Genomic DNA, 24,595 nt, shown 5'->3' on the forward strand with positions numbered 1-24,595 from the left:
ACTCCCACAGGTCTTCCGGCGCCAACCGTTCGACAAGCGCAGCAGTCATCACCCCAGACTGCCGCAAGATCACGCCAACTGAAATGACGTCTTAGCTACCAACGGTGATCAACTCGTTGCCCGAGGTGTGCCCTTGGTAGTGCGTGCCGACTCCGGTCTCCCGTTACACGCGTTCAGCGTGCTGCGGATCCCCTTGATGAGCCGCCAGTTCGTGACGCCGGGCTCCTCGTGGAGTCATCTATGCTCGCGCCCAGTTGGTAAGACCAGTTCGCTTCAGGGGGCGGGGAGCCGCATGGTCGGTGAGATCAAGTACGAGTACAAGGCCGTGCAGACGGTTCGGGGCACCGACGGTTTGGTGATCTCGAAGATGCAGAAGGACGGATGGGAGCTCGTGGAACAGCTCCCAGGCAGACTTCGCACCACCCTCAACTTCCGTCGGCCGAAGAGGCCACTGCCTTGGCGTCTGATCGGGGCGGGGGCTGCCGGCCTCGTGGTCTTGGCCGCCATCATCGGCACGGGCGTTGCGCTCGGCGACGGCGACGGCGACGGCGACGAGGAGAAGGGCGCGTCGGCCAGTTCGACGGCCGCCAGTGAGAAGCCTTCTGCTACGCCGCCCGCAGACGAGCCGACCACCGCTGAGGCGATCACGGCGCAGAACAGTCCCGAGTTCGCGACGTTGTTGAAGGCGGATCCGTGTGGCGAAGCGAACGTGAACTTCGCAACCAAGCACGAGGGGCAGACGGTCGCCTTCGACGGGTCAATCAGGCACATGGTGGCCCACGCGGATGACCGGACCCGCTACGACTTCCTTCTCGGCCCGGGCGACAAGGGGCCGCAGACGACGGACGGTCCGAACTTCAAGTACGAGGACGTCAACACCGGCAACCTCCACCTGACCGGCAAGGAGGTCCCTGCCAGCATTGCTGTTGGCGACAAGTTCCGCTTCATCGCCGAGGTGATCGAGTTCAACACGGTCCAGTGCCTATTCCGCCTCGCCCCGGTCTCGACGGAGACCCGGTAGCCGAAATGGGCAGCCTTCCCAGCATGGAGGGAGCTGCCCGATAGAACGGCCCCCTGCTCCATCCATTCGAGAGTTTTGAACTTTCCCACCAGCTTGCCAGACGGCAGCGCCATCCTTGACCCATGCTCGCATCCAGCCCTGCCCAACGGCTCGCCGGCCACGTTCGACACCTCCTTGGCGGCGGACCGTTTCTCCAGCCCGGCGGATGGACCCACATGGGTGCTGTCATCTGCGACGTCAGCTTCCAGCCACGGTGCAACTACGAGAGGACTCTCCGACCGCGGCTTCTCCATCTGCAACTGAGCTGGGCTGATGCAAGAACAGTCCGCGGCTTCCAGCGCCGGCTCGTCACGGAAGACCTTGCCGTGGCCATGAAGTTCAACCACGCACAGAAGGTCGCGACGGCTCACGCCATCACCAACCTCCTCGCTGCCGACGAGGTCGATACCCGCGAGGACCTTCACACCTGGCTCGATCATCAGGCCAATCGCGCCGCGCTGCGCACGGTGAAGGGAGTGGGGCCGAAGAGCATCGACTACATAGGCAATCTCGTCGGCCGTTCGCACGTCGCCGTTGACGTACATCTGCGCGCCTTCGCCGTGGATGCTGGTGTTCCGGACCTCCCATACGACCAGTTGCGTGCCGTGTATGAGGAAGCCGCCGCGCTTCTCGGGCACGACAAAGGTGGACTGGAGCATGCCGTTTGGCGGCATAGGTCGAAGGCTACGTAGCCACCCAGCGGGCCTGGCCGTTGTAGGTGCGGGTTACAGCAGGCTGATCGCTCGCGGATGGTGCGCGGCTGAGTTCGCGGACCATGTCTCCGGTCTTCTCCTCCCACCAGCTAGTGCTCTGACCGCATAGGTTCACCGGGTTGGCGTCCCGCCGCTACGCGATTGCTCACGGAGTGTTCGCGGTCGCCCAGGAGCGGAACAAGGCGAGGGCTTCGGTGAGATTGCCGGGGCCGCATCTGGCGTGAAAGGTCTTCTCGGAAGTCCATGCCCAGACCCAGTCGTGTGCGCTGCGGTTGACGTCCTGGCGGGGGTATTCGTGTTGCTCCAGGTCGGTCTCCTCCAGGTCGATGGTGACGGTCCAGCCGGGGTTGTCGAGCGTGGCGATCTTCAGGCCCCACTCGTGCTCCCATTCCTCGTTGCACTGCGCGGCGTACCAGTGCTGCAGCCAGTCAAGGGCATCTTCCGAATCGCTCATGACAGGGGATGCTAGTAGTGCTCTGACCATAGGTTCGCCGGGTCGCTCAGGCCGTGGTGACGAGGGGTCGGCCGCCCCAGCGGATGCCTTTCTCGCTGCGGATGCGGGCGCGTTCCTTGCGCTCGACGGCTAGGACGTCGCGGTGGCGGGCGTTGGTGTTGCGCCAGCGGAGGTAGGCGTGCAGGGCCCGGGTCTGCACGGTGTGGTTGGGATGGTTGGAGTTGGCGATGGTGAACTGCCGCAGCGGTCCGAAGTGCGCTTCGATCGGGTTCGCCCACGAGGCGTAGGTCGGAGTGAAGTACAGCTCGACCTTGTGTTTCTTCGCCCGGCGTCGGATATCGGCGCCCTTGTGGGCGGACAGGTTGCCCATGATCACGTGGATCGGGGCGCCGTCGGGCCCGGCGGTACGGATCGATTTCAGCGCGGCCAGGGTGTTCACGGCTCCCTTCTTGCGTCGGTTCACACCCCACAGTCGGTCTCGCCGACCGAGTAGCAGCCGTGGAAGTACCGGACTCCGTGAGTGCGGGGGTAGGTGGCCGACACCCGGTCGGGATGCTTCCGTTTTGCCCAGCCCGAGCCAGCGGTGGGCCGGATCCCCAGCGGGCCGAATTCGTCGAAGGCGAAGACTCGGTCCGGGAAGCGGTCCATAACGTGCTCGATACGGTCCAGCTTCGCCTCACGGTCGGGGTCAGGGGACTCCTTCCAGGTCTTGGTGCGTTGAAAGGTGACGCGCGGCGGGCGAGCAGGGACCGTAGTGCCTCGCGGCCGATGCGGATCACCCGGCCGTGGACTTTGCGCAGGTAGGCAACCAGCTTGCGCAGCGACCAGCGGGTGAACGGCTGGCTGAGCTTGACCGGGCGGGTGGTGGCCGCCGCGATGACGAAGTCCTCGTCGTCATCGCTGAGTTGGCGGGGACGACCTCCCGCCCACTGAGGGTCCAGACAGGCCAGGCCGATCTCGTTGAAGCGGTGGATCACGTCCCGGACGGTGTCCGCGTCGGCCTGTGCCAGCTCCGCGATCACCGGCACCCGGTTCCCGCCGGCCGAGGCCAGCAGCATCATCGCGCGCCGGTATCGCACCGAACTGGTGCTGCCCCGGCGCACGATCCGCTGCAGCTTCTGCCCCTCCTGGTCGGTCAGTCTGCGCACACGGACGGGCTCGGCCATCGCGCCTCCAGCGGTCGGATCGGACGTCACCGCACATCCAACCGCTACAACCTCCGACCCGGCGAACCTATGCGGTCACAGCACTAGGCGTCGAGCATGTCCGTGAAGTAGGTGTCGTGTCGCACCTGGAAGGTCTTGGCTTCTTCGCGGCTGCGTTCCGCGTACTCTGCGGCCTTCTCGAAGTACTCCTCGCGCGGGGCACCCGGCGAGAAGAACATCAGCATGGACAGCGGGTCATCTGTGTCGTTCTGGAAGGCATGCAGTCCACCGGCGGGCACGTAGAGGAAGTCTCCCTTTCCGCCCCTGATCCAGCGTTCGCCGTTGTAGAACTGGACCTCGCCGGAGAGCACGTAGAACGACTCCGAGATCGCCCGGTGGAAGTGCTCTTTGGCGCCAATGGTCTTCGGTCCCATGTCGACCTTGTACAGGCCGTACTCGCCTTGCGTGGTTTCCTCGGCGGCCACGTAGTTGATGTTGGTAGCGCCAATGAAGCCGGTGTCGGGCTCCTCGGCCGCGGGTCGGTACTTCGCGCTGATCTCGCCCTTGTCGCTGAGGTAGCGAGGGTCGGGGTACGACACGGTGGTTCCTTTCGTGAGGGCGGTTTGACGCCGCGATGGGATTCCCCAAAGGAGGCGGATGGGTAAGGGCGGTTACACGCCTATCTGCGGCGTTGTCGGAGGTGGGCGGGCTGGGGCGAATGGGCGTGGTGACTCGCCCGGTCCGTGGTGCGGCCGGTCACTCAGCTGAGGATGAGCATGGTTGCCAGTGCGGGGCCGAGGGCTCCGCCCATGAGGTAGGCGAGTTGGAACAGGCCGATGGCGGTGGGGCGTTGGCGGTCGGGGACGGCGGAGGCGGCGGCCATGGACTGGGTGGCGTTGGCGCCGGTCGCGGTGAAGACGGCCAGGCCGATCGCGACGAACAGGACGATCGCGTTGTGGGCGAAGACGGCCGCCGCGGCGGCGAGCGCCGCGACCGCGAGCAGGAGTGCTCGCACCGTGCTCTGGCCCAGGCGCGCGGAGACGGCGGCGAAGGCGAGGGTGAGCATGGACCCGGCGCTCATGGCGATCATCTGGCCGACCGCGACCGATCCGGTCGACCAGCCGGCCCGGTCGGTGATCAGCTGGGGGATCCCGAACAGCAGCGTGAAGTAGAGCACGGACAGGGCGACGGCGATCAGCACCGAGCCGCGGAAGAGGCGGGACCGCAGCGCGACCTGGGGGACGTAGCCGTGCGGGCGGCGCCGGATGTGCAGGGCCAGGAGGGCGGTGGTGACGGCCGCCACGGCCAGGGCGGGCAGCGGGTTCGACGGCAGTAGGACGATGCCGCTGGACAGGATCGCGAGCAACACGGCGCCGCGGGCATCGAAGCGGCCCTCGGTCGTGGGGAGCACCTTGGTGGTGTGGCGGCTGACAGCGGGGACGGCCACGAGTGTGATGATCAGGATGGCCAGGGCCGCCCGCCAGGAGACCGCACTGGTGAGGCGTTCGCCGAGCAGTGGGCCGACACCTCCGAGGATCCCGGAGCCGGCGCTGATGACGCCCATGCGGCGGGCGGTACCGGCGAGGTTCATGGCGATGGCCATCATGCCCGCGCCGCCCGCGGCCTGGCCGGCGCGCCCGACGAGGGTGAGCGGCAGCCACGGCGAGACGGTCACGATCGCGGTGCCCACGGCGACGAAGGCGGCGCTGGTCCACAGTGCTGCGCGTGTACCGCGCCTGCGCACCAAGGTCGCGATCAGCGGGGTCGCGACGGCCAGCGTCAGCGCGAACACGGTGACCAGCCACGACGCGGTGGCCAGGGTGATGCCGAGGGAGCGGCTCATGTCGTCGAGGATCAGGACGGCGGCGTTGTTAGCGGCGGCGACCGGCGTGGCGAGCAGCGCCAGCCACAGGACGGGGACGCGGCGGATGGGTTCGTTCACGGAGGCGGGGGTGCGCGTGGAGGCCGGTCCGGTCGTGGTGGACATGACTCTTCCTGTGCCGGTGGACAGTGGGATGGAAGGGGGTGCGGGGTGGGGCGGGGTTGCCCGGTTTGGCCGGTGGTGACGGCCTGGGGTCCCAGAGGGAGCGCGAGGCGAACGGCCGGCTGGGCGCGTGGAGCCGTGGCCGGCCTGTTCACCTCGTATAGGGTCAGCTCGCGGTAACGTCGTCCAGCATCCGGGGCGCGTCGCCGTCGAAGTCGATCCACGGGTTATTGCCCAGTGCCTCCGAGCCTTCGGCGTTCGGGGCGTCGTAGCGCATGACGAACTTCTCGGGGCCGTGGGCGTAGGCGACGATCAGGCCGTGCTCGGCGTCCAGGAACGCGCCGTGGGGACGCTTGCCGGGGTAGCTGATGCGCCAGGCCGGGTCGCCGGTCTCCACGGCGGGTACCGAGAGCTTGACGACGACGCCGTCGGGAAGCCGGTAGAACCACGTCATCGGGCCGCCGGACACCACGGTCATGACCTCGTCGATGCCGACGCCATCGTCGGTGGTGTTGACGTGCAGGCGGCCGAAGCGCGCCTGCACGAAGTGCTTGGCGGCGGCGTCCATGGCCTGCATGTCGTAGACCTTCGGGTACGGAGCGACCCCGTGCTCGGAGGTGTTCAGGTGGCCGCCTTCAGTGGCCTCGGGAGTGCGGCCGGCGAGCTGGACGTGCGCCAGCAGGTCACTGCGGTGCAGGGCGAACATCGAGATCAGCTCGGCCTGCTCGTCCTCCGAAAGCGCCCGGGTCCTGGACGCCGCCACGATCGGGCCGGCCTCCGCGGGAACGGGAGTCCGGCTGGCGTGGACGCCCACGGTGCGCAGCACCTCGTTGACGGCCTCGATGCCGATCGTGGACGGCCGTCCGTCGATGTAGGAGAGCGTGAGATCTGCCTTGGTCATTTCCAGTCCTGACGTGAGTAGCGGTTGAACGGCCGCGGGAACCGCCGCCCTGCGCCTTGCAGCCAGGAACGGCCGGAACCCGCCGTCATCGACGCCTCTCCAGAGAGGGTCAGCGCCTCGTCACTTCGACCATCCACCATCAGGCTCATTTATGGAAATGCTTCCTGTGCATCTCTACTATTCGCACCATGGATGAACTGCAGCGGATCGACCTCAACCAGCTGGTGGCGCTGCACGCGCTGCTGACCGAGAAGCACGTCACCCGCGCCGCAGTGCGGCTGCACAAGAGCCAGCCGGCCGTCAGTCACACCCTGGGGCAGCTGCGGACACACTTCGGTGACCCCCTGCTGGTGCGGCACGGCGGTCGTATGGCCCTCACGGCACGCGCCCAGGCGCTGGTGCAGCCACTCGAAGACGCCCTGAGCAGCTTGAACGACCTACTCAGTGCCCCTGACTTCGAACCGGCGCGCACCCGCAGGCGCTTCAGGATCTCGATGTCGGACTACGCGGCGCACCTCGTGCTGCCCCCGCTGGTGCGGCATGTTCGCCGCCATGCTCCCGGCCTCGACCTTGCGATCACCCAAGCCAGCCGGGAGGCGATGCTGGCGCAGCTCCAGGACGGCGAACTCGATCTCGCGCTGGGAATCTTTCCCCACCTGCCCGACGACATCGAGATCCAGGACCTCTTCCAGGAGGAATTCGTATGCCTGGCGGACAAGGCGGTCCTCCCCGCAAGAGGAGGGCTGTCGTTCGAGGAGTGGCTGGAGCGTCCGCACATCTCGCTGACCCTGCGCCCCGATGCGAACGATGAGATCGAGAAAGCGCTGGCGGCGCGCGGACTACGGCGGCATCTGGCCGTGACACTGCCCCACTGGAGTGCGGCAGCCGACCTGCTTCCAGGCACCGACCTCCTGCTGACCATTGCCAGCCGGGCGGTGGGGCCTATGCGCCGGTACAAGACATTGCGGAAGTTCGCTCCGCCCCTGGAGCTTCCCCGACCCGCCTACCAGCAGGCATGGCACGTCCGGCGGGCAGGCGATCCTGCGCACCGCTGGCTGCGCCGGGCCGTGGCGACGTGCAGTCAACCCAGCGGCCCGAAGGCCGCCATCACGGGCGCCGGTGCATGAGGCCCCGTCATGAAGACGCCTCCCCCCGAATGGAAGCCAGCGCCGGTCCCACAGCCCGGCACGAACTGACGCCCTCTCGCACCTGCCGTGCCTGAGCGCGCCGGGCAGGCGTCCCGGGCGCGCGTCCCTTCGCGCTTCTGCTGGTGTCGGTCAACCGACGGTGACCGTGGGGTGGGGGGATTCGTCGATGTGGAGGGTGAAGACGTCGGGGCGGGCGTAGTGGCCGGTGGTGTCGAGGTCGAAGCGGGCGCGGGCGAGGTCGTCGAGGTCGAGTTCGGCGGTCAGGATGCCCTCGCCGTCGCGCAGTGGACCGGCCAGCACCTCGCCGAGCGGGGAGACGATGACGGAGCCGCCGCCGACCAGGACCGTGTCCGGTTCGTTGCCCTGGACGGGGCGGAGGTCGGCCGGTAGGGCGTCGCGGCGCAGGTACTGGTTGGCGCTGAGGACGAAGCAGCGGCCTTCCAGGGCGATGTGACGCATGGTGGCCTGCCAGGCGTCACGGTCGTCGACGGTCGGCGCACACCACAGGTCCACGCCCTTGGCGTACATCGCCATGCGGAAGAGCGGCATGTAGTTCTCCCAGCAGATGGCGGCGCCGAGGCGGGCGGCGCCGGTGTCGACGACGGGGAGGGTGGAGCCGTCGCCCTGGCCCCACAGATAGCGCTCGGCGGCCGTGGGCATCAGCTTGCGGTGCAGGCCCACGTAGCCGTCGGGACCGAAGTAGAGCGCGACGCAGTACAGCGTCCCGCCCTGGCGCTCGACCGCGCCGACCACCGCATGGCAGCCCAGCTCCCGGGTAACCGCGGCCAGGTGTCCGACCTCCGGGCCGGGGATCTCGATGGCTGCGGCGTGGTAGCGGCGGAAGAGGTCGCGGCCGGCCGGGGTGCGGCTGCCGACCGTGATGTCGAAGTCGAGCCCCTTCGGGTAGCCGCCGAGGAACGCCTCGGGGAGCACGACGACCTCGGCGCCCCGGCCGGCGGCCTCGCGGATGAGTTCCTCGGCCCGGGCCAGTGCGGCCGGGGTGTCGAACAACGGTGCGGCCGCCTGGGCGACGGCGACGGTCATGGTGCGGCGGGATTCAGGAGAGGTCATGCCGTCGACGGTAGAAACCCCTACACACATCCGGCAAACTAATCATCGCGATGATCGACATTTACGAAACCGAATTCCGGAAGGCTGACCTCAATCTGCTGGTCGTCTTCGCGGCATTGATGCGCGAGCGCAGTGTCACCCGGGCCGCCGCCGCTCTGCATCTGAGCCAGGGCGCGACCAGCGCCGCCCTCGGCCGGCTGCGCGGACTCTTCGGCGACGAACTGTTCACCCGCACCCGCAGCGGCGTCGAGCCCACACCGCGTGCCGCCGAACTCGCCCGCCGCATCGAACCGGCCCTCGGGCTCATCTATGGCGCCGTGACCAGTCTGGACCACTTCGACGCGGCTACCGTCCAGCGCACCTTCACCCTGGGCATGTCCGACGACATCGAAGCAGCCCTGCTGCCCCGCCTGCTGGCCGCGACCGCCCAACTGCCGGGCATCCGGCTCGCCGTACGGCAGGCCAGCCGCAACACCGTCGCCGGCATGATCGACCGCGGCGAGGTCGACCTCGGCCTGGCCGCCGCCCCCGCGCACGGCACCGACCACCGCAGCCGCGACCTGTTCACCTCCGGCTACACCTGCGTATTCAACCCCCGCCTCCTGCCGCTGCGGACCCCGATCACACTGGAGGACTACCTGGCTCACCCCCACCTCCTGATCTCCTACGACGGCCGCCGCGGCATAGTCGACGACCTACTGGAAGCTCGCGGACTCGAACGCCGAGTGATCGCCGCCACCACCCACTTCGCCGGAGCCGCCCTCCAGCTCGCCACGCTGCCCGCCCTGGTCACCCTCCCCACTCACGCAGCCACCGTCTACGCCGACATCCTGGGCCTGACAGCTACGGCGCCGCCCCTGCCGATGCCCCGGTACACCGTCAGCGCGATCTGGCACGGCACCACCACCGACGATCCCGCCCACGCCTGGCTCCGCCGCCTCGTCGACGAAGCGTCTCGCAGAAATGAGTAGTTCTGAGAGACCGCTGAGTCCGCCCTGGAGGGCGAGTTAACCGATCACCTCGGATACGAGAAGCACGATGCCGAAGGCGGGGGCAGTGGCAACAGCCGCAACAGGACGCGGGCGATGACGGTGCTGACCGATGTCGGCCCGGTCGAGATCAAGGTCCCCTGGGACGTGGCCGGAACGTTCGAGCGGGCCATCGTCAAGAAGCGGCAGCGGCGCCTGTCCGGGGTGGACGAGATGGTGCTGTCGTTGTCGGCGAGGGGGCTGACGCACGGCGAGATCTCTGCCCACCTGGCCGAGGTCTAAGGCGCGAGCGTGTCCAACACAACCATCTTCTCGATCACCGACAGTGATAGTGATACCCCGGTCTCCTGGTACAGCGCGAGGTTCTCGGCCTCCGCCCCCGAGAGGTTCTTCGGCATGGGTGCGGGGTGTTGTGGGCTGGAGGGCATGCCTCCATTCTGGGGCCGGAGTAGTGGCGCGGGTCATGATGAGCCAGCTGGCCTCTGGAGTGAGCGGGGCGGACCCTGCTGGGCAACTGGTCGTGGCAGCTCGGTCTGGCCCGAGTGGGAGGGACGGGCTGTCGACCGTGACGCTCGTTTGACGCTCTGGGCGCACTCACGCTGCGCGGCGAGCCGAGAAAGCTGCTCTGACCTGGGCTTTTCCGTGGCTCGCTCAGGCCGACACCTTTCCGATGACACATGCCTTCGGAGTGGAGTTCATCAACGCCTTTATCGACAAGCACCTTGATGCGCCCGCGGGGCCTGAATGACGGATGGTGTCGAGCGGGACTGGTGGGATCCTCGCCTTGCGGCGGTGTCCCTGTAGGGGCTCCAGATGAGGTGGCCGAGGCTGGCGTGTCGTCGAGTTCGACGGTGCGCTGACGGGCGCGGGTGGGGCTGGGGCGGGTGACCATGGTGTCCTGGATCCAGATCAGTCGCGGGACGCCGCTTGCTTCTGTGAGGTCTAAGCCCAGCTCTTCGTCGAGTTCCCGTGCGAGGGCCTGATGGACGGGTTCACCGGGGTCGGCATTGCGACCTGGCAGGGTGTACTGGTCTTGGCCGTCATTGACGCGATGAATGAGGGCGACTCCCTCGCCGTTGAGCAGGGCCGCCGAGACGCGGAACTTGATGTCCCGTCCCTGGCACCGCGGTGGCGCGGCCGAACCGAAGTTGGTCAAGGAACGCGGGTTCCGGCTGGACGATCCGCAGGGCGCGGCCGCTATCACCATCTACCTCGCCGGTCTCCACATCGCGGGCATCTTCCTCTGGTCCGCCCGATGATCCGCTAACTCAAGTGCTGCTGTGCCCAATCAGAGACGCTGCTCAGCCGGGCGGCCGCATTGACAGATGCACCGGTTCGGGTGGGCTGGTCCACCTCGAAGTCGTGTCCGGTCAAGCCGCTTTCGTCCTCGACGATGCGAGCGATGCGATAAGCCAGCTCCATCACTTCCAACGCCGCCGGACCCGAATAGCGGTAAGCAACCTCGATGTGGGCTGTGTCGCCGCAGTAGTCGAGCTGTACGCGCCCTGGCGGACCAACGGTCTCAAGCGTGAGGCTGTACAGGTACTCCTCGGACTCGACGGGACCAATGTCCCGCGAGACTCGTCTCAGGATTCGGCCCCACTCGTTCCGTTGCGCGTGAGTAAGTTGGAGCAGCGGCAGGTCGGCATCGGGATCGAAGTCGGCGCTGAGGCGGTCAACCGCTTCCTGGAACGTCAGGCCCGGCTGAACCCGCACGAGCATGATGTCGTAGGTCACCGGGCGAATCTACAGCGTCGCTCCTGCCCCCAGAACTGACTCTCTCGTGGTGATCCAACCCCCACAACGTCTCGCCCTACTCGGCGGCGGCTTCTCCACCGACGACGGTCTGCTCGCCCAGGACGTCGTGTACGTGGGCGGCGGCAACACGGCCAATCTCCTCGAGGTCTGGCGCGCCCACGGTGTGGACCGGCTGCTGCGTGAGGCGTACGAGCAGGGCACGTTGCTGTGCGGCAAAAGCGCCGGTGCCAACTGCTGGGCCGAAGGCTCGCACACCGACTCCTTCGGGCCGCTGACGTACCTCCCCGGCGGCCTGGGGCTGCTTGCCCGGCTCCGTCTGCCCGCACTACGACGGTGAACCTGGCCGGCGGCCCTCGTAGCGTGCGGCCGTGGCGGCGGGGAACCTGACGGCGGGCTGGGCGGTGGAGGACGGGGCCGGAGTGCTCTTCACGGACGGTGTGCTCACGGAAGCCGTCACCCGGGTGCCGGGAGCGGGGGTGTCACGCGTGGAACCGGACGGGACCGGCGGGGTGCGCGAGCGGGAGCTGCCCTGCCGGGTCCTCACGTCTTCCGGCTCTCTTAGGGGGCTTCTGATGGATCTCCGCGGCGTCGCGACGCCCGGCACGCACTCTCGCCGCACCGGACAAAAGGCCTAGTAGCTCCGCTACGAGGCCTTCCGCCCGGCACGCCGAGAGCACGCACCGAACGCCGCTCCTTCTCCCGCGGAGATCCATCAGAAGCCCCCTGGACGCCCCGAGCAGTGATCGGCACCGCTGATCCCCTGAACCTCAGTGATCCACCAGGATTGCCCCGTCCACGATCGGGTACGCGAGCAGAACCGTGCCCGGGGCGGATCATGTCCCGGGTGGGCCGCAAGACCGCCGCTACCAGGGAATCTGCCATGGAGACACCCGCAAACAACCCCACGCCCACGCCCGCCCAGCGGGCTCTGGACGTCCTCGCCGAGAACACCGAGGACGCGGCGGCTCTGAACGCGCTCGCCGACAGCGACGTGCTCATCCCCGTGCCCGACGACGCGAACGATGCCGACGCCGCCAACCCCTCCGCGGTGGCGCTGCCGGTGCTGGAGCAGCCGGGCGGCGAACCGGTGGTGCCCGTGTTCACCTCCGAGGTGGAGATGGCCGGGCTGCTGCCGTTCGTCTCCCGCTACCGCATGGTGCCGCTCGGCGCCCTCGCGGCGCAGTGGCCGGCCGACGACCTGTCGCTCACCATCGACGGCAGCTCGGAGCACCGCCTGACGCTCACCTCGGAGGGAGTCCGCACCCTGCTGGCACGTCCGTAGGGCGATCGGCCCGGTCCGGGCCTGGGCCGCCTACGTGCCCAGCGTCCGGGCCAGCGCCGCCCGCTGCAGCGGCAGCACCTCGGTGTGCAGGTCACGGCCCCTGGAGGTCAGGGAGACCCACACGCCCCGCCGGTCCTCCACGCACACGGAACGTGTCACCAGACCGTCCTTCTCCAGCCGGGCGATCAGCCGCGACAGCGCGCTCTGGCTCAGATGGACCCGCCCGACCAGATTCTGCACCCGGCACTGCTCGCCCTCCTCGGGCGCGGCGGTCGCGAGCATGTCCAGGACCTCGAAATCGGAGGCGCCGAGGCCGTGCGGATGCAGTGCCCGGTCGATCTCGCACATCGTGCGCGCGTGCGCCGACAGGATGTCCCGCCACCGTTCCTCGAGCCGCGCACCAGCCGTTTTCGCTGCCATAAGCGAACGGTACACCGGTCCGAGGTTCAATGACTGTGCATGGAGTGGCGTCCTTCGTGACGTCCTTCCGGAGCCAGGACCGGACCTACGTCGACTCCCGCTTCACCAACTCCGTCGGCAGGATCACCGCCGCCGGATCCTCGCCCCCGATCTGCGCGAGCAGCACCCGCACCATCTCGGCGCTGATGCGGTCCCACGGCTGCCGGATGGTCGTCAGCTCAGGGACGGCGCCCAGCGCCGCCGGTGAGTCGTCGAAGCCGCCGACCGAGACGTCCTGCGGCACTCGCCGCCCCGCCCGCTGCAACGCCGCCAGCACCCCTTGTGCCATCAGGTCCGACGCGACGAACACCGCGTCCATGTCAGGGGCCTGTGCCAGCAGCCGCTCAGCCCCCGCCTCGCCGCTGGCCCGGCTGTAGTCCCCGGAGACGACGAGCCGCTCGTCGAACTCCAGGCCGGCGTCCGCCAGCACCTCCTTGTAGCCGGCGAGGCGCTCGACACCGCCCGGCGTGTCCAGCGGACCGGTCACCATGCCCACCCGGTGCCGCCCGAGCGACAGCAGGTGACGCACCATGTCGCGGGCACCGTCGCGGTCGTCGGCGGCCACGTAGCTCACCTTGGAGGCCAGCCCGATCGGCTTCCCGCAGGCCACCAGCGGTACCCCGGCCCCGCGCAGCTGCTCGGCGACGGGATCGCCGGAGTGGCTGGAGACCAGCAGCACCCCGTCGACATGCCCGGCGGTGATGTACCGGGTGATGCGCCGCCGTTCGTCCTCGGTGCCGGCCAGCATCAGCAGCAGCGGGATGTCGTGCGCGGCGAGCGCCTGCGTGCAGCCGCGCAGCAGGACATTGAAGTTGGGGTCCTCGAAGAACCGCTCCTGCGGCTCCGTGAGCAGGAAGCCGATCGAGTCGGACCGCCCGGTGATCAGGGAGCGGGCGTGCCGGTTGACGACGTAACCCGTCCTGCGGATGGCCGCGTTGACGGCCTCCTGGGCGGCCGGGCTGACGTAGTGGCCGCCGTTGAGCACCCGCGAGACGGTGCCGCGCGAGACCCCCGCCTCGCGCGCCACATCGTGGATCGTGGGCGGCCTGCGCCTGCCTCCCGCAGCGTTCATGGTCATGACTTTACGGCTCCGGACAGCAGATCCAGACTCCAGAAGCGCTGGATGACCAGGAAGAGGGCGACCAGCGGGAGCACCGCGAGAAACGCGCCCGTGATCACCAGCGTGTACAGCGCCGGGGTGTTGGCCCCCTGCTCCAGCAACGTGAACAGACCGAGCGTGATCGGGAACTTCTCGTCGTCGCTGAGCATGATGTACGGCAGCAGGAAGTTGTTCCAGATCGCCACGAACTGGAACAGGAACACCGTCACCATGCCGGGGATCATCATCGGCAGCGCGATCCGCGTGAAGATCCGCCACTCGCTGGCCCCGTCCATCCGCCCGGCCTCGACCACGTCGGCGGGCACCGCGGCGGCGGCGTAGATCCGCGCGAGATAGACGCCGTACGGCGAGAGGACCTGCGGCAGCAGGACGCTCAGGAACGAGTCCGTGAGGTCGGCCTTCGCCAGCAGCAGGTACTGCGGGATGGCCAGGATCACCGGCGGCATCAGCACACCCGCGAGCAGCACGTTGAAGATCGCCTCGCGGCCCCGGAAGCGGTAGGTCGCCAGCGCGTAGCCGCTGAACGCCGAGACGCATGTCGACAGCAGGGCGCCCAGGCCGGCGTACAGGGCGGAGTTGCCCATCCACGCCCAGTACACGCCGTCGCGGTAGGCGCTCAGGTCCCGGAGGTTGTCGGCGAACCCCGAGCCCGGCAGGAACGTGAACGTGGAGAACAGCTCACTGCCGGACTTGGTGGCCGCGATGAGCACCCAGGCCACCGGCAGCAGACAGTAGACCGCGCCCAGGAGCAGGGTGACCGTCGGGATCAGGGCGATCCGGCGGCGCAGCGGCGGGCGGCCCTGGACGGTGCCGGGTGTGCTGCCGGCCACCGGCTCGGCCTTCGGGACGGCAAGGGAACTCATCGAGTGGCCTCCTGCTTCTGACGACGGTTCGCGGCTCGCAGGAAGCCGAAGGACAACAGGAGCGTGGCGAAGGCGATGATCACGGCCTGCGCGGCGGCGCTGTGGATGTCGCCCTCGCCGAACGCGTCCCGGTACACCTTCATCAATGGACTCCACGTCGTGGACACGGAGTTGGTGAGCGGTTTGAGGGTGGTCGGCTCGTTGAACACCTGGAGCGTGGCGATGATCGAGAAGAAGAAGGTCAGCACCAGCGAGGGCGCCACCATCGGGATCTTGATCCGCAGCGCGATCTGCGCCGGGGTGGCGCCGTCCAGCTTCGCCGCCTCGTACACCTCCGCCGGGATCGCCTGGAGCGAGGTGTAGATGACGATCATGTTGAAGCCGGTGCCGCCCCACACCGCGATGTTGGAGAGAGCGAGATACAGCGGCCCGCCGTCCAGCAGGTCCGGCTGAGGCATGCCCAGCTTGTCGAGCACGAAGTAGAAGGGGCTCACGTCCGGCAGGTACAGGAAGCCCCACAGCAGCGCCGCCACCACACCGGGGATGGCGTACGGCAGGAAGATCGCGAGCCGTGTGAAGGGTGCCAGCCGCACCTTCTCGGAGTCGAGCATCAGCGCGAACAGCAGGGCGAGGCCGAGCATCACCGGTACGACGATGCAGCCGTAGCCCAGCACGCGCAGCGTCCCCTGCAGCAGCTCGCTGTCGGTGAGGGCGTCGGTGTAGTTCTCCAGACCGGCCCAGACCTCCCTGCGGGCCCCGGAGCCGAGGCCGAGGCCGGAGACCTTCACCTTGTGGAGGCTGAGCCAGATCGCATAGCCGATGGGGAGTGCGAAGAACAGTATGAAGAGGAGGGTTGCTGGGAGGAGGAAGGCGTACGGGGCCTCCTTGACCCCGTACGACTGCCGGCGTGCCGTGCTTTTCACCGAGCGACCCCGAAGCCCTGCTTCTTCATGTCGGCGACGGTGTCGTCCTGCATCTTCTTCAGAGCCGCGCCGAAGTCGGACTTGTTCTTCGCGGCTGCGCCGAAGGCGTCCTTGAACGTGGTGTAGGCGACGTTCACGTTCGGGCCCCAGGCGGACGGTGCCGTGGTCTCCGCGATGTCGGCGGCCTTGGTGTAGAAGTCGGCCTGGTTCGAGAAGTAGGCCGGAGGCTTGAGGAAGGCACCGCTGGTCTGGGCGTTCTTGGCGGCCGGGTAGATGCCGCTCTCCTTCGCCAGCGCGTTGAGGGCGTCGCTGTCGGTGTTCAGCCAGGTGGCGAACTTCGCGGCGGCCGCCTGGTGCTTGGAGTCCGTGGTCACGGCGGTGGAGGAGCCGCCCCAGCTGCCGGTGCGGGTCTCGCTCGCGGACCACTGGGGGAGCGGGGCCATGGCCCATTTGCCCTTGGTGTCGGGAGCCGCGGTGGTGAGAGTGCCGGGGGCCCACACGGCGCTGAGCCAGGCGATCTGCTTTCCGGTGTTGAGCGCCTTGTTCCAGGCCGGCGTGTACATCGGCTGGTTGTCGACGGCGCCCTCCTCGACCAGGCCGCCCCAGAACTTCGCGACCTTCTGTGTCGCCGCGCCGTCGATGGAGACCTTCCACTGGTCGCCGGAGGTCGTCCACCACTTGGCGCCGGCCTGCTGCGCGAGGCCCGCGAAGAGGCCGGAGTCGTTGGCGGAGAAGGTGGTCAGGTCCTTGTCGGGAGCCGCCTTCTTGAGCTTGCGGGCGGTCTCGGCGAACTCGTCCCAGGTCGTCGGCACCGTCAGGCCGTACTCCTTGAACAGGTCCTCGCGGTAGTAGAACATCATCGGCCCGATGTCCTGCGGGACCGCGTAGACCGCGTCCGTCCCCAGCGTGGTCTGCTGCCAGACGCCGTCGGCGAAGCTGCCCTTCGCGTCGCCCACGTTCTTCGCCATGTCCGCGAGCGCGTCATTGCTGACCAGGGTGGGAAGTGCCTGGTACTCCGCCTGCACCAGGTCGGGCGCCTTGCCCGCCTTGTGCGCGGTGAGGATCTTGGTGACCAGTGTGTCGCCGGACGCCTGCTTCTTCACCGTGACGGTGATCTGGTCCTTCTTGCCCGGGCCCTTGTTCCACAGGTCCACGACCTTGTCCATGCCGGGCGTCCAGGTCCAGTACGTCAGCGACGCCGGGCCCGACTCGGTCTCGCTGTCCGCCGACTCCGTCCCGCAGGCGGCGAGTGTGGTGGCGCCGAGCGCGACGGCGACGGCGGTTCTCACGAGGCGGCGGCGCTTCGTGTACGGCATGGATCTCTCCCCTGACCTGGGGTCCTCGCCTGCTGCGAAGACCTGCCATGCTTCTGTGAGCGTTCACAGTAGAGAAACATCCCGGACACTTGTCAATGGTTGTTGCTGTGCGGTTATGTTGGCCTCCGCACGGCATCGTTGTGTGTGCACGTTCCCAATTAATCGATCGACCTGGAGACCATCCATGCCGGAGTCCATGCCGGAGACCACCCCCAGGGGCCTCACCAGGCTCGCCTTCGGCGGGGACTACAACCCCGAGCAGTGGCCGGAGAGCGTCTGGCAGGAGGACGTCCGGCTGATGCGGGAGGCCGGCGTCACGATGGTGAGCGTCGGGATCTTCTCCTGGGCGCTGCTGGAGCCGTCGCCCGGCGTGTACGACTTCGGCTGGCTCGACCGCGTGGTCGACCTGCTGCACGAGAACGGCATCCGCGTCGACCTCGGTACGCCCACCGTCTGCCCGCCGGTCTGGTTCTACCGCGCCCACCCCGAGGCCCTGCCCGTGACACCGGAGGGTGTGCGCCACGAGTTCGGCTCCCGCGCCGCGATCTGCCACAGCAACGCCGACTACCGCTCGGCCGCGGCGGCCATTACCACCGAGCTCGCCGAGCACTACGGTGACCACCCGGCCCTGGCCATGTGGCACGTGCACAACGAGTACGGCGTCCCCGTCTCGGCCTGCTACTGCGACGCCTGCGCCGCGCACTTCCGCCGCTGGCTCGCGACGACGTACGGCACGGTCGACGCCGTCAACGAGGCCTGGGGCACGGCCTTCTGGGGCCAGCGCTACACGGACCTCGAGCAGATCAACCCGCCCCGGCTCACCCCGACGTCCGTCAACCCGGGCCAGGCGCTGGACTACAAGCGGTTCGCCGACGCCACCATGCGCGAGAACTTCGTGGCGGAGCGGGACATCCTGCACCGCCTCTCGCCGGGCGTCCCGGTCACCACCAACTTCATGACGGCCCTGAGCCAGTGCGACTCCGTCGACTACTGGGCCTGGGGCCGCGAGGTCGACATCGTCACCAACGACCACTACCTGATCACCGACGGCCGCCGCACCCACGTCAACCTCGCGATGGCCGCCGACCTCACCCGCTCCGTCGCGGGCGGCGCCCCCTGGCTGCTCCTGGAGCACTCCACCTCGGGCGTCAACTGGCAGCCCCGCAACCCCGCCAAGGCCCCCGGCCAGATGGCCCGCAACTCCCTCGCCCATGTGGCGCGCGGCTCCGACGGCGCCATGTTCTTCCAGTGGCGCCAGTCCCGGCGCGGCGCCGAGAAGTTCCACTCGGCGATGCTCCCGCACGGCGGCACCGACACCCGCGTCTGGCGCGAGGTCACCGAACTGGGCTCGGCCGTCGACGCGTTGGCCGATGTGCGCGGCACCCGCACCGTCGCCGACGTGGCCGTGCTGTGGGACTGGCACTCCTGGTGGGCGCAGAACCTCGACTGGCGCCCCAGCGAGGACCACGACGCCCGCGAGCGCGCCGACGCCTTCTACGAGACCCTCTACGACCGTCACCTCACCGTCGACTTCGCCCACCCGGAAGCCGACTTGTCGAGGTATCCCCTTGTCGTCGTACCGGCCCTGTACCTGATGACGGAGACGGCCGGGAACAACCTCAAGGCCTACGTCGAGAACGGCGGCACGCTGGTCGTCTCGTACTTCTCCGGCATCGTCGACGAGCACGACGCCGTCCACGAGGGTGCCTACCCGGGCCCGCTCCGGGACGTCCTCGGCCTAACGGTCGAGGAGTTCTCGCCGCTGCTGCCCGGCGAACGGGTCCGCGTCACCGGCCCCGACGGATCCGAACTGGGCGCCGACGTATGGACCGAGTTCGTGGTGCCGCGCGGCGCCGAGACCGTCTGCACCTACGCCGACGGCCTCACCGCGGGCCACCCGGCCGTCACCCGGCACAGCCTCGGCGAGGGCAGCGCCTGGTACGTCTCCGCCCGGCTCGGCGGCGACGGCCTCGACACGCTGCTCGGCCTGGCGATCGAGGACGCGCGCCTCGCCCCGCGCGCCGACCTGCCCCGGGACGTCGAAGTGGTACGCCGCACCGGCGAGTCGGGCACCTACCTGTTCGCCCTCAACCACACCGGCTCGGACACCAAGGTGCCGCTGGAGACCCCGGGCACCGAGTTGCTGACCGGAGAGCGCGCAGCGGGCCGCCTGGCCGTCCCCGCCGGAGCCGTCCGGGTCGTCCGGCTCGACGGCTGAACCGACTCCCTCCGCCCGTGCGAGCCGCACGAGCCGCGGGCGGAGGGGCCCCTCACCGGCCCCCTGGTGAGAGGCGCCCCCATCCCCGACGTCGAAGGGACGACGGACGACGATGTTCCATCCCAGACGCACGCTCAGAGCCCTGCTGCTGCCGCTCGCCGCAGGACTCGCCCTCACCGCCCTGCCCGCGCAGACCGCCCACGCCGCGAGCACCCTCACCAACGGAGGCTTCGAGACCGACGGTTCGGGCGCGGCCACGCCGAGCGGCTGGTCCGAGTCCGGCGACACCGGCGCCTCGTTCGTCGAGTCCGGCGGCCACGGCGGGAGCTACCGCCTGAGCCACTGGGCCTCCACCGCCTACAAGGCGGAGACCTGGCAGTACCTGTCCGGACTCACCAACGGCCGGTACAAGCTCACCGCCTGGGTGCGCTCCGGCGGCGGACAGAAGTCCGCGTACATAGCGCTGAAGAACTGCGGCGGCGCCGAGCAGCGCACCGATCTGCCGGTCTCTGCCAGTGGGTGGATCCGGATCGTCGTGCCGGTCAATGTGACCGGCAACCAATGCACCATCAGCATCAACAGTGACGCGAATGCCGGCAACTGGATCAATGTCGACGACCTGAGCTTCACGTCGGGCACGTCCGGTACGTCGATCAAGGGTGCCGACATCTCGTCCCTGGCCAAGAGCGAGGCCAAGGGCGGCGTCTACCGCAACAGCTCCGGTACGGCCGGCGACGCCCTGGCCGTCCTGAAGTCGTCCGGCATGAACTACGCGCGCCTCAAGGTGTGGGTGAACCCGGCCGACGGCTACAACAACAAGGCACGCGTCCTGGCCATGGCCAAGCGCGTCAAGGCGCAGGGCATGAAGCTGCTGGTCGACTTCCACTACTCGGACTTCTGGGCCGACCCCGGCCGCCAGGACAAGCCCGCCGCCTGGGCCGGACACTCGTACGGTCAACTCAGGACGGACGTGTACGACCACACGTACGACGTGTTGAACGCCTTGAAGGCGCAGGGCACCACCGCCGACATGGTCCAGGTGGGCAACGAGATCAACGGCGGCATGCTGTGGACCGAGGGATCCACCTCCAACTGGACGCAGCTGGCCGGTCTGCTCAACTCCGGCTACGACGCCGTCAAGGCGGTCAACTCGTCCACCACCGTCGCCCTGCACCTCGCCGAGGGCGGTGATCTGGAGGGCACCCGCTGGTGGTTCGACAGCGCGCGGTCCAACGGCGTGAAGTTCGACGCGATCGGCCTGTCGTACTACGGCTACTGGCACGGCACACTGGCCGACTTCCAGACGACCCTCGACGACGCGGCCTCCCGCTACGGCAAGCCGGTCTACGTCGCCGAGACCGCCTACCCGTTCCGCCTGGACAGCGAGGACGCGCACGAGAACATCATCGACCTGACCGGCGAGCTGGTCCCCGGCTATCCGGCGAGCGTGGCCGGCCAGACCCGGTGGATGAACGACGTGGCGAGCATCGTGGAGGCCGTCCCGAACGGCCGGGGCCTCGGCATCTTCTACTGGGAGGCCACCTGGACCGCGGTGGGAGGCAACGGCTGGGACCCGACCGACGCCTCCTCCGGCAACGGCTGGGAGAACCAGGCGCTCTTCGGCTACGACGACCGGGCACTCTCGTCGATGTCCTGGTTCCGCCACCGCTGATCTCACCGGGGCAGGGCGACGTCCTGCCCCCGAACTTCGCCAGAGCGTACGGCAGTTCGGTATCGGTCAACGATGCCGACTGCCGTACGCGTCGGCATGGGCTGCGAGACAGTGGGAAGAAACGCGGTGAGAGGGCGAGAGCCGCGAGGCAGGGGCACGACATGCTGAGGACTCCCACGGACGAGACGCGGCTGCGCATCCTGGCCTGGCTGAAGGAACCCGGCCCCGCCGAGGGCGGGGTCACCGCGGACGCCGTCGCCGAGAAGTTCTCGCTGGCCCGCCCGGTCGCCGTCACCCACCTCCGGCTCCTCGAAGCCACCGGCATGCTGCGCACCAGCCGGTCCGCGGGCCGCGTGCACTACCACCGAGACGAGGTACGGATCGCCGAGGTCGCCCGCATGTTTGAGAAGGGCTGGTAGGCGACCCGGTACGGCGGCATCCTCCAACTGTGAAGGACACACGCACCATGAACCGTCCCACGGCACTGGTCCCACGCCACTACATCGCGCTGGGCCACGGCCCCGAGGACGTGGTCGCCGACCCGCGCGGCCGTGTCCTGACCGGTGTGGCGGACGGCCGCATCCTGCGTCTGGAGGGTCTGGCGGACCCGGTCACGGCCCGTACCGAGGTGCTCGCCGAGACCGGCGGCAGGCCGCTGGGCCTCGAAATCCTCCCGGACGGCGACCTGTTGGTGTGCGACGCCGAACGCGGCCTGCTGCGCGTCGACACCGGCGACGGGACGGTCCGCATCCTCGCCGACTCGGTGGCGGGGGAGCCGCTGCGGTTCTGCAGCAACGTCGTGTCCCTCTCCGACGGCACCGTCTACTTCACCGTCTCCAGCCGCCGTCACCCCCTGGAGCACTGGATCGGCGACATCGTCGAGCACATCGGAACGGGACGGCTGCTGCGCCTGGCACCAGGCGACGACACCCCCGAGGTGGTGCTGGACGGACTGCAGTTCGCCAACGGGCTCGCCGTCGGCACCGACGAGTCCTTCCTCGTCGTCGCCGAGACCGGCGCCCGCCGGCTCGTCCGCCACTGGCTCACCGGCCCCGAGGCGGGACGGACCCAGCCCTTCGCCGAGAACCTCCCGGGCATGCCCGACAACCTCTGGCGCGGCGCCCCCGACGGACCGGTCTGGGTCGCGCTGGCCGGACCCCGCGTCCCGCCCCTCGACCTCCTGCACCGCGGCGCACCCTCGGTCCGCCGCGCCGCCGCCCGCGTGGCCCTGCGCGCCCCGTTCCGCCCCACCGGCACGATCGCCGTGCTGGCCTTCGACGACGAGGGCCGCGTCGTCCACCACCTCACCCGCCGCCGCTCCGGCTACCGCATGGTCACCAGCGTGTGCGAAGCGAACGGGCACCTGGTGCTGGGCAGCCTCTGGGAGCCCGGCGTGGCGATCTGCGAGCCGCCCGTGCCGACGAAGTGACCGCGACCGGAAAATGACCCCGTCCCGAACCGGGGGTTAGTCTGAACCCCGGCCGCGACACCGCTCGCGGCGCGGCGGTGGGGCCCGCCGTACCCGAACCGCGGCGAGGAAGCCGCCAACGGTCCCTACTTGCGACGGCACGCGCCCGCACGACCCGGGCCCCGGCGAGTAGGAGACGTACCCCATGACAGCCCCTGAGAGCCTGCGCCTTCCGGCCTCCGCCCCCCGTCCGCCTTCCTGGCGCGCCGAGGTGCCCGTCGTCGCCGTGGTGGCGCTCGGCGGGGGAGCGGGGGCGGCCGCCCGGTACGCGCTCTCCCTGTGGTGGCCCGCCGCCGCGGGGGGTTTCCCCTGGACGACCTTCTGGGTGAACGTCGCCGGCTGCGCCGTGATCGGCGTGTTCATGGTGGTCGTCACCGAGATCCGGGCCGTCCACCCCCTCGTCCGGCCCTTCTTCGGCACCGGTGTCCTCGGCGGCTTCACCACCTTCTCGACGTACGCCGTCGACATCCAGAAACTGCTCGAGGGCGGCCACGCCGGCACCGGTCTGGCCTACCTCGCGACGACCCCGCTCGCGGCCCTCACGGCGGTGTGGCTCGGGGCCCGGTCCACCCGCCGGCTCCTGGGCAGAGCGGGCAGAGCGGACGCGAAGGGTAAGGAGTCGTTGTGAACTGGCTGCTGGTGATCGGCGGCGCGATCGTCGGCGCCCCGCTCCGCTACCTCACCGACCGGGCGGTCCGGTCCCGGCACGGCCCGGGCTTCCCCTGGGGCACCTTCACCGTGAACGTCACCGGCTGCCTGATCCTTGGCCTGCTCACCGGCGCCGCCTCGCATCTGCAGCTGCTGCTCGGCGCCGGTCTGTGCGGGGCCCTCACGACGTACTCGACGTTCTCCTACGAGACGCTGCGGCTCGCGGAGACGGGGGCCCGTCTCCAGGCGGCCGCCAATGTGGCGGCGAGCGTGGCGGCCGGTCTCGGGGCTGCGTTCGCGGGGGCCGCGCTCGTGCGTATGTGAGGCGCGCGCAGGTGTCAGCCGCGTGGATGAGATCCGTTCTCGCCCGCGTGTAGTAAGACGGTCCTCTCCGCTCCCGCTTCCCCCCGAGCAGAACTGGATCCCATGAGCGTCATCAGCGTCGGTCAGGCCGTCGTCCTCGGAGCCGTCGAAGGGGTGACCGAGTTCCTGCCCGTGTCCTCCACCGGCCATCTGAAGATCGTCGAAGGGCTCATGGGCATCCCCGTCGACGACCACGCCGTGGTCGGGTTCTCGGCCGTCATCCAGGTCGGCGCGATCGCCGCGGTGCTCGTGTACTTCTTCAAGGACATCGTGCGGATCCTCTCCGCCTGGGGGCGGGGCCTGCGCGACCGCGAGGAGCGGTACCACCACGACTACAAGTTCGCCTGGTGGGTCATCTACGCCACCATCCCGATCGTCGCCGTCGGGCTCGCCGCAAAGCCCCTCATCCAGGGCCCGCTCGCCTCGCTGTGGGTGGTGGCCGGCTCGCTGATCGCCGGCAGCGGGGTGATGTGGGCCGCGGACCAGCTGGGCCGCCACAAGCGCGGCGAGGACGACACCTCCTTCAAGGACGCCATGCTGGTCGGCAGCTCCCAGATCCTCGCCCTGCTCTTCCCCGGCTTCTCCCGCTCCGGCGCCACCATGTCCACGGCGCTGCTTCTCGACCTGGACCGCGTTGCCGCCACCCGGCTCTCGTTCTTCCTGGGCATCCCCGCACTGACCGGCGCAGGCCTCTACGAGCTCAAGGACGCCCTGGGCACCGGGGTGGGCGCGGCCCCGCTCGCGGCCGGCACGCTCGTGTCGTTCGTCGTGGCGTACGCCTCCATCGCCTGGCTGCTGAAGTTCGTCGCCAAGCACTCCTTCAACGCCTTCGTGATCTACCGGATCGTCGTGGGGGTGCTGCTGTTCGGCCTGCTCGGAGCGGGTGTGATCCACAGCTGACCGTCCGGACGGGCCAGCGGGCCGGGCGCCTGAACGCACGCTTCCGGCCCCCTGGACGATTCCTTTCGGCCTCTTGACAGGCGCCTCCCGCGCCCCGCAGGATCACCACCGTGAACCTGTCAGACAGCCGGACAGCCGGA

At 69.1% G+C, this 24,595-nt stretch carries 26 protein-coding genes and 3 pseudogenes; 15 read left to right on the plus strand and 14 right to left on the minus strand.

Translation table 11 applies throughout. The features are described from left to right. Positions 1-292 precede the first annotated feature (292 nt). Both ACZ6I3_RS37945 and ACZ6I3_RS37950 read left to right on the plus strand, forming a co-directional pair. Complete coding sequence (locus ACZ6I3_RS37945; RefSeq protein ID WP_469420895.1) at positions 293-1,021, plus strand: DUF4839 domain-containing protein; 729 nt, start codon at positions 293-295, stop codon at positions 1,019-1,021. Between the two features lie 122 nt (positions 1,022-1,143). After that, the gene (locus tag ACZ6I3_RS37950) at positions 1,144-1,752 is read left to right on the plus strand and encodes an HhH-GDP family DNA glycosylase (protein WP_469420896.1); all 609 of its coding nucleotides are present in this window, start codon (positions 1,144-1,146) and stop codon (positions 1,750-1,752) included. A 166-nt stretch (positions 1,753-1,918) separates the two neighbouring features. Here the strand turns inward: ACZ6I3_RS37950 and ACZ6I3_RS37955 are convergent, their stop codons facing one another. The 6 genes and pseudogenes from ACZ6I3_RS37955 to ACZ6I3_RS37980 form a co-directional block, all read right to left on the minus strand. Further along, positions 1,919-2,227 carry an immunity 53 family protein gene (locus ACZ6I3_RS37955; RefSeq protein WP_469420897.1) on the minus strand — a complete coding sequence of 103 codons (309 nt, stop codon included), beginning with the start codon at positions 2,225-2,227 and terminating at the stop codon, positions 1,919-1,921. A gap of 46 nt (positions 2,228-2,273) precedes the next feature. Next, a pseudogene (locus ACZ6I3_RS37960) lies at positions 2,274-3,393 on the minus strand (IS630 family transposase). A gap of 83 nt (positions 3,394-3,476) precedes the next feature. After that, on the minus strand, positions 3,477-3,971 hold the full coding sequence (locus ACZ6I3_RS37965) for a cupin domain-containing protein (RefSeq protein ID WP_469420898.1): 495 nt from the start codon (positions 3,969-3,971) through the stop codon (positions 3,477-3,479). Between the two features lie 161 nt (positions 3,972-4,132). Next, complete coding sequence (locus ACZ6I3_RS37970) at positions 4,133-5,359, minus strand: MFS transporter (RefSeq protein ID WP_469420899.1); 1,227 nt, start codon at positions 5,357-5,359, stop codon at positions 4,133-4,135. Positions 5,360-5,522: 163 nt separating this feature from the next. Continuing rightward, the gene (locus ACZ6I3_RS37975; RefSeq protein WP_469420900.1) at positions 5,523-6,257 is read right to left on the minus strand and encodes a hypothetical protein; all 735 of its coding nucleotides are present in this window, start codon (positions 6,255-6,257) and stop codon (positions 5,523-5,525) included. Further along, complete coding sequence (locus tag ACZ6I3_RS37980) at positions 6,254-6,406, minus strand: hypothetical protein (RefSeq protein WP_469420901.1); 153 nt, start codon at positions 6,404-6,406, stop codon at positions 6,254-6,256. The genes ACZ6I3_RS37975 and ACZ6I3_RS37980 overlap by 4 nt, the downstream gene beginning before the upstream one ends. Before the next feature lie 39 nt (positions 6,407-6,445). Between ACZ6I3_RS37980 and ACZ6I3_RS37985 the strand changes: the two genes are divergently transcribed. Continuing rightward, positions 6,446-7,384, plus strand: coding sequence for a LysR family transcriptional regulator (locus tag ACZ6I3_RS37985; protein WP_469420902.1), 939 nt, complete (start codon positions 6,446-6,448; stop codon positions 7,382-7,384). Positions 7,385-7,534: 150 nt separating this feature from the next. Here ACZ6I3_RS37985 and ACZ6I3_RS37990 read toward each other — a convergent pair whose 3' ends face one another. Further along, positions 7,535-8,476 (minus strand): nitrilase-related carbon-nitrogen hydrolase, encoded by a 942-nt coding sequence (locus ACZ6I3_RS37990; RefSeq protein WP_469420903.1) that lies wholly within the window; start codon positions 8,474-8,476, stop codon positions 7,535-7,537. A 50-nt stretch (positions 8,477-8,526) separates the two neighbouring features. On the opposite strand from ACZ6I3_RS37990, the gene ACZ6I3_RS37995 reads away from it, so the two are divergent. Beyond that, positions 8,527-9,447: a LysR family transcriptional regulator gene (locus ACZ6I3_RS37995; protein WP_469420904.1), complete on the plus strand. Its 921-nt coding sequence runs from the start codon at positions 8,527-8,529 to the stop codon at positions 9,445-9,447. Positions 9,448-9,462: 15 nt separating this feature from the next. Further along, a pseudogene (locus tag ACZ6I3_RS38000) lies at positions 9,463-9,816 on the plus strand (transposase); the annotation flags it as partial. Here ACZ6I3_RS38000 and ACZ6I3_RS38005 read toward each other — a convergent pair. After that, the gene (locus tag ACZ6I3_RS38005; protein WP_469420905.1) at positions 9,782-10,621 is read right to left on the minus strand and encodes an NUDIX hydrolase; all 840 of its coding nucleotides are present in this window, start codon (positions 10,619-10,621) and stop codon (positions 9,782-9,784) included. The pseudogene ACZ6I3_RS38000 and the gene ACZ6I3_RS38005 sit on opposite strands and share 35 nt — an antisense overlap. On the opposite strand from ACZ6I3_RS38005, the gene ACZ6I3_RS38010 reads away from it, so the two are divergent. Continuing rightward, positions 10,572-10,724: a hypothetical protein gene (locus tag ACZ6I3_RS38010; RefSeq protein WP_469420954.1), complete on the plus strand. Its 153-nt coding sequence runs from the start codon at positions 10,572-10,574 to the stop codon at positions 10,722-10,724. The two genes, ACZ6I3_RS38005 and ACZ6I3_RS38010, sit on opposite strands and share 50 nt — an antisense overlap. Positions 10,725-10,728: 4 nt before the next feature. Here the strand turns inward: ACZ6I3_RS38010 and ACZ6I3_RS38015 are convergent, their stop codons facing one another. Beyond that, positions 10,729-11,202, minus strand: coding sequence for a hypothetical protein (locus ACZ6I3_RS38015; RefSeq protein WP_469420906.1), 474 nt, complete (start codon positions 11,200-11,202; stop codon positions 10,729-10,731). 109 nt (positions 11,203-11,311) lie between these two features. Here ACZ6I3_RS38015 and ACZ6I3_RS38020 point away from each other — a divergent pair. Together ACZ6I3_RS38020 and ACZ6I3_RS38025 are read left to right on the plus strand one after the other, a co-directional pair. Continuing rightward, positions 11,312-11,858 (plus strand): annotated as a pseudogene (locus tag ACZ6I3_RS38020) (Type 1 glutamine amidotransferase-like domain-containing protein); the annotation flags it as partial. A gap of 245 nt (positions 11,859-12,103) precedes the next feature. Continuing rightward, positions 12,104-12,505: an SseB family protein gene (locus ACZ6I3_RS38025; protein ID WP_184595591.1), complete on the plus strand. Its 402-nt coding sequence runs from the start codon at positions 12,104-12,106 to the stop codon at positions 12,503-12,505. A 30-nt stretch (positions 12,506-12,535) separates the two neighbouring features. Here the strand turns inward: ACZ6I3_RS38025 and ACZ6I3_RS38030 are convergent, their stop codons facing one another. The 5 genes from ACZ6I3_RS38030 to ACZ6I3_RS38050 form a co-directional block, all read right to left on the minus strand. Continuing rightward, entirely contained in the window at positions 12,536-12,925 is a 390-nt protein-coding gene (locus tag ACZ6I3_RS38030; protein WP_469420907.1) for a MarR family winged helix-turn-helix transcriptional regulator, read from the minus strand. 85 nt (positions 12,926-13,010) lie between these two features. Then, complete coding sequence (locus tag ACZ6I3_RS38035) at positions 13,011-14,042, minus strand: LacI family DNA-binding transcriptional regulator (RefSeq protein ID WP_469420908.1); 1,032 nt, start codon at positions 14,040-14,042, stop codon at positions 13,011-13,013. Then, positions 14,039-14,947 (minus strand): carbohydrate ABC transporter permease, encoded by a 909-nt coding sequence (locus ACZ6I3_RS38040; RefSeq protein ID WP_469420909.1) that lies wholly within the window; start codon positions 14,945-14,947, stop codon positions 14,039-14,041. The genes ACZ6I3_RS38035 and ACZ6I3_RS38040 overlap by 4 nt, the downstream gene beginning before the upstream one ends. Further along, positions 14,944-15,870, minus strand: a complete 927-nt coding sequence (locus ACZ6I3_RS38045) for a carbohydrate ABC transporter permease (RefSeq protein ID WP_469420910.1) — start codon at positions 15,868-15,870, stop codon at positions 14,944-14,946. Before ACZ6I3_RS38045 ends, ACZ6I3_RS38040 begins: the two co-directional genes overlap by 4 nt. Then, positions 15,867-17,186, minus strand: a complete 1,320-nt coding sequence (locus tag ACZ6I3_RS38050) for an ABC transporter substrate-binding protein (RefSeq protein ID WP_469420911.1) — start codon at positions 17,184-17,186, stop codon at positions 15,867-15,869. Before ACZ6I3_RS38050 ends, ACZ6I3_RS38045 begins: the two co-directional genes overlap by 4 nt. A gap of 196 nt (positions 17,187-17,382) precedes the next feature. On the opposite strand from ACZ6I3_RS38050, the gene ACZ6I3_RS38055 reads away from it, so the two are divergent. The 7 genes from ACZ6I3_RS38055 (at position 17,383) to ACZ6I3_RS38085 (ending at position 24,455) form a co-directional block, all read left to right on the plus strand. Next, positions 17,383-19,404, plus strand: coding sequence for a beta-galactosidase (locus ACZ6I3_RS38055; RefSeq protein WP_469420950.1), 2,022 nt, complete (start codon positions 17,383-17,385; stop codon positions 19,402-19,404). A 112-nt stretch (positions 19,405-19,516) separates the two neighbouring features. Next, positions 19,517-21,076, plus strand: coding sequence for a glycoside hydrolase family 53 protein (locus tag ACZ6I3_RS38060; RefSeq protein WP_469420912.1), 1,560 nt, complete (start codon positions 19,517-19,519; stop codon positions 21,074-21,076). Between the two features lie 161 nt (positions 21,077-21,237). Continuing rightward, a complete protein-coding gene (locus tag ACZ6I3_RS38065) occupies positions 21,238-21,495 on the plus strand; it encodes an ArsR/SmtB family transcription factor (RefSeq protein WP_468196513.1) in 258 nt (85 codons plus the stop codon). A gap of 47 nt (positions 21,496-21,542) precedes the next feature. Continuing rightward, positions 21,543-22,505, plus strand: coding sequence for an SMP-30/gluconolactonase/LRE family protein (locus ACZ6I3_RS38070; protein ID WP_469420913.1), 963 nt, complete (start codon positions 21,543-21,545; stop codon positions 22,503-22,505). Positions 22,506-22,689: 184 nt separating this feature from the next. Then, positions 22,690-23,172, plus strand: a complete 483-nt coding sequence (gene crcB, locus ACZ6I3_RS38075; RefSeq protein WP_469420914.1) for a fluoride efflux transporter CrcB — start codon at positions 22,690-22,692, stop codon at positions 23,170-23,172. Continuing rightward, positions 23,169-23,516 (plus strand): fluoride efflux transporter FluC, encoded by a 348-nt coding sequence (locus ACZ6I3_RS38080; RefSeq protein WP_469420915.1) that lies wholly within the window; start codon positions 23,169-23,171, stop codon positions 23,514-23,516. The genes crcB and ACZ6I3_RS38080 overlap by 4 nt, the downstream gene beginning before the upstream one ends. Positions 23,517-23,618: 102 nt before the next feature. Next, positions 23,619-24,455 carry an undecaprenyl-diphosphate phosphatase gene (locus ACZ6I3_RS38085; RefSeq protein ID WP_469420916.1) on the plus strand — a complete coding sequence of 279 codons (837 nt, stop codon included), beginning with the start codon at positions 23,619-23,621 and terminating at the stop codon, positions 24,453-24,455. Positions 24,456-24,595: the final 140 nt, after the last annotated feature.

Source organism: Streptomyces sp. NPDC041940 (genome assembly GCF_055589465.1).

Excerpts from the sequence above, each read along its gene's own strand:
- ACZ6I3_RS37985 (WP_469420902.1), top strand. The coding sequence starts at position 6,446 with ATGGATGAACTGCAGCGGATCGACCTCAACCAGCTGGTGGCGCTGCAC.
- ACZ6I3_RS37945 (WP_469420895.1), top strand. The coding sequence starts at position 293 with ATGGTCGGTGAGATCAAGTACGAGTACAAGGCCGTGCAGACGGTTCGG.
- ACZ6I3_RS38055 (WP_469420950.1), top strand. The coding sequence starts at position 17,383 with ATGCCGGAGACCACCCCCAGGGGCCTCACCAGGCTCGCCTTCGGCGGG.
- ACZ6I3_RS38040 (WP_469420909.1), bottom strand. The coding sequence starts at position 14,947 with ATGAGTTCCCTTGCCGTCCCGAAGGCCGAGCCGGTGGCCGGCAGCACA.
- ACZ6I3_RS38060 (WP_469420912.1), top strand. The coding sequence starts at position 19,517 with ATGTTCCATCCCAGACGCACGCTCAGAGCCCTGCTGCTGCCGCTCGCC.
- ACZ6I3_RS37995 (WP_469420904.1), top strand. The coding sequence starts at position 8,527 with ATGATCGACATTTACGAAACCGAATTCCGGAAGGCTGACCTCAATCTG.
- ACZ6I3_RS37975 (WP_469420900.1), bottom strand. The coding sequence starts at position 6,257 with ATGACCAAGGCAGATCTCACGCTCTCCTACATCGACGGACGGCCGTCC.
- ACZ6I3_RS38065 (WP_468196513.1), top strand. The coding sequence starts at position 21,238 with ATGCTGAGGACTCCCACGGACGAGACGCGGCTGCGCATCCTGGCCTGG.
- ACZ6I3_RS38050 (WP_469420911.1), bottom strand. The coding sequence starts at position 17,186 with ATGCCGTACACGAAGCGCCGCCGCCTCGTGAGAACCGCCGTCGCCGTC.
- ACZ6I3_RS38035 (WP_469420908.1), bottom strand. The coding sequence starts at position 14,042 with ATGACCATGAACGCTGCGGGAGGCAGGCGCAGGCCGCCCACGATCCAC.
- ACZ6I3_RS38070 (WP_469420913.1), top strand. The coding sequence starts at position 21,543 with ATGAACCGTCCCACGGCACTGGTCCCACGCCACTACATCGCGCTGGGC.
- ACZ6I3_RS38085 (WP_469420916.1), top strand. The coding sequence starts at position 23,619 with ATGAGCGTCATCAGCGTCGGTCAGGCCGTCGTCCTCGGAGCCGTCGAA.
- ACZ6I3_RS38025 (WP_184595591.1), top strand. The coding sequence starts at position 12,104 with ATGGAGACACCCGCAAACAACCCCACGCCCACGCCCGCCCAGCGGGCT.
- ACZ6I3_RS38010 (WP_469420954.1), top strand. The coding sequence starts at position 10,572 with ATGTCCCGTCCCTGGCACCGCGGTGGCGCGGCCGAACCGAAGTTGGTC.
- ACZ6I3_RS37970 (WP_469420899.1), bottom strand. The coding sequence starts at position 5,359 with ATGTCCACCACGACCGGACCGGCCTCCACGCGCACCCCCGCCTCCGTG.
- ACZ6I3_RS37955 (WP_469420897.1), bottom strand. The coding sequence starts at position 2,227 with ATGAGCGATTCGGAAGATGCCCTTGACTGGCTGCAGCACTGGTACGCC.
- crcB (WP_469420914.1), top strand. The coding sequence starts at position 22,690 with ATGACAGCCCCTGAGAGCCTGCGCCTTCCGGCCTCCGCCCCCCGTCCG.
- ACZ6I3_RS37950 (WP_469420896.1), top strand. The coding sequence starts at position 1,144 with ATGCTCGCATCCAGCCCTGCCCAACGGCTCGCCGGCCACGTTCGACAC.
- ACZ6I3_RS37990 (WP_469420903.1), bottom strand. The coding sequence starts at position 8,476 with ATGACCTCTCCTGAATCCCGCCGCACCATGACCGTCGCCGTCGCCCAG.
- ACZ6I3_RS37980 (WP_469420901.1), bottom strand. The coding sequence starts at position 6,406 with ATGAGCCTGATGGTGGATGGTCGAAGTGACGAGGCGCTGACCCTCTCT.
- ACZ6I3_RS38030 (WP_469420907.1), bottom strand. The coding sequence starts at position 12,925 with ATGGCAGCGAAAACGGCTGGTGCGCGGCTCGAGGAACGGTGGCGGGAC.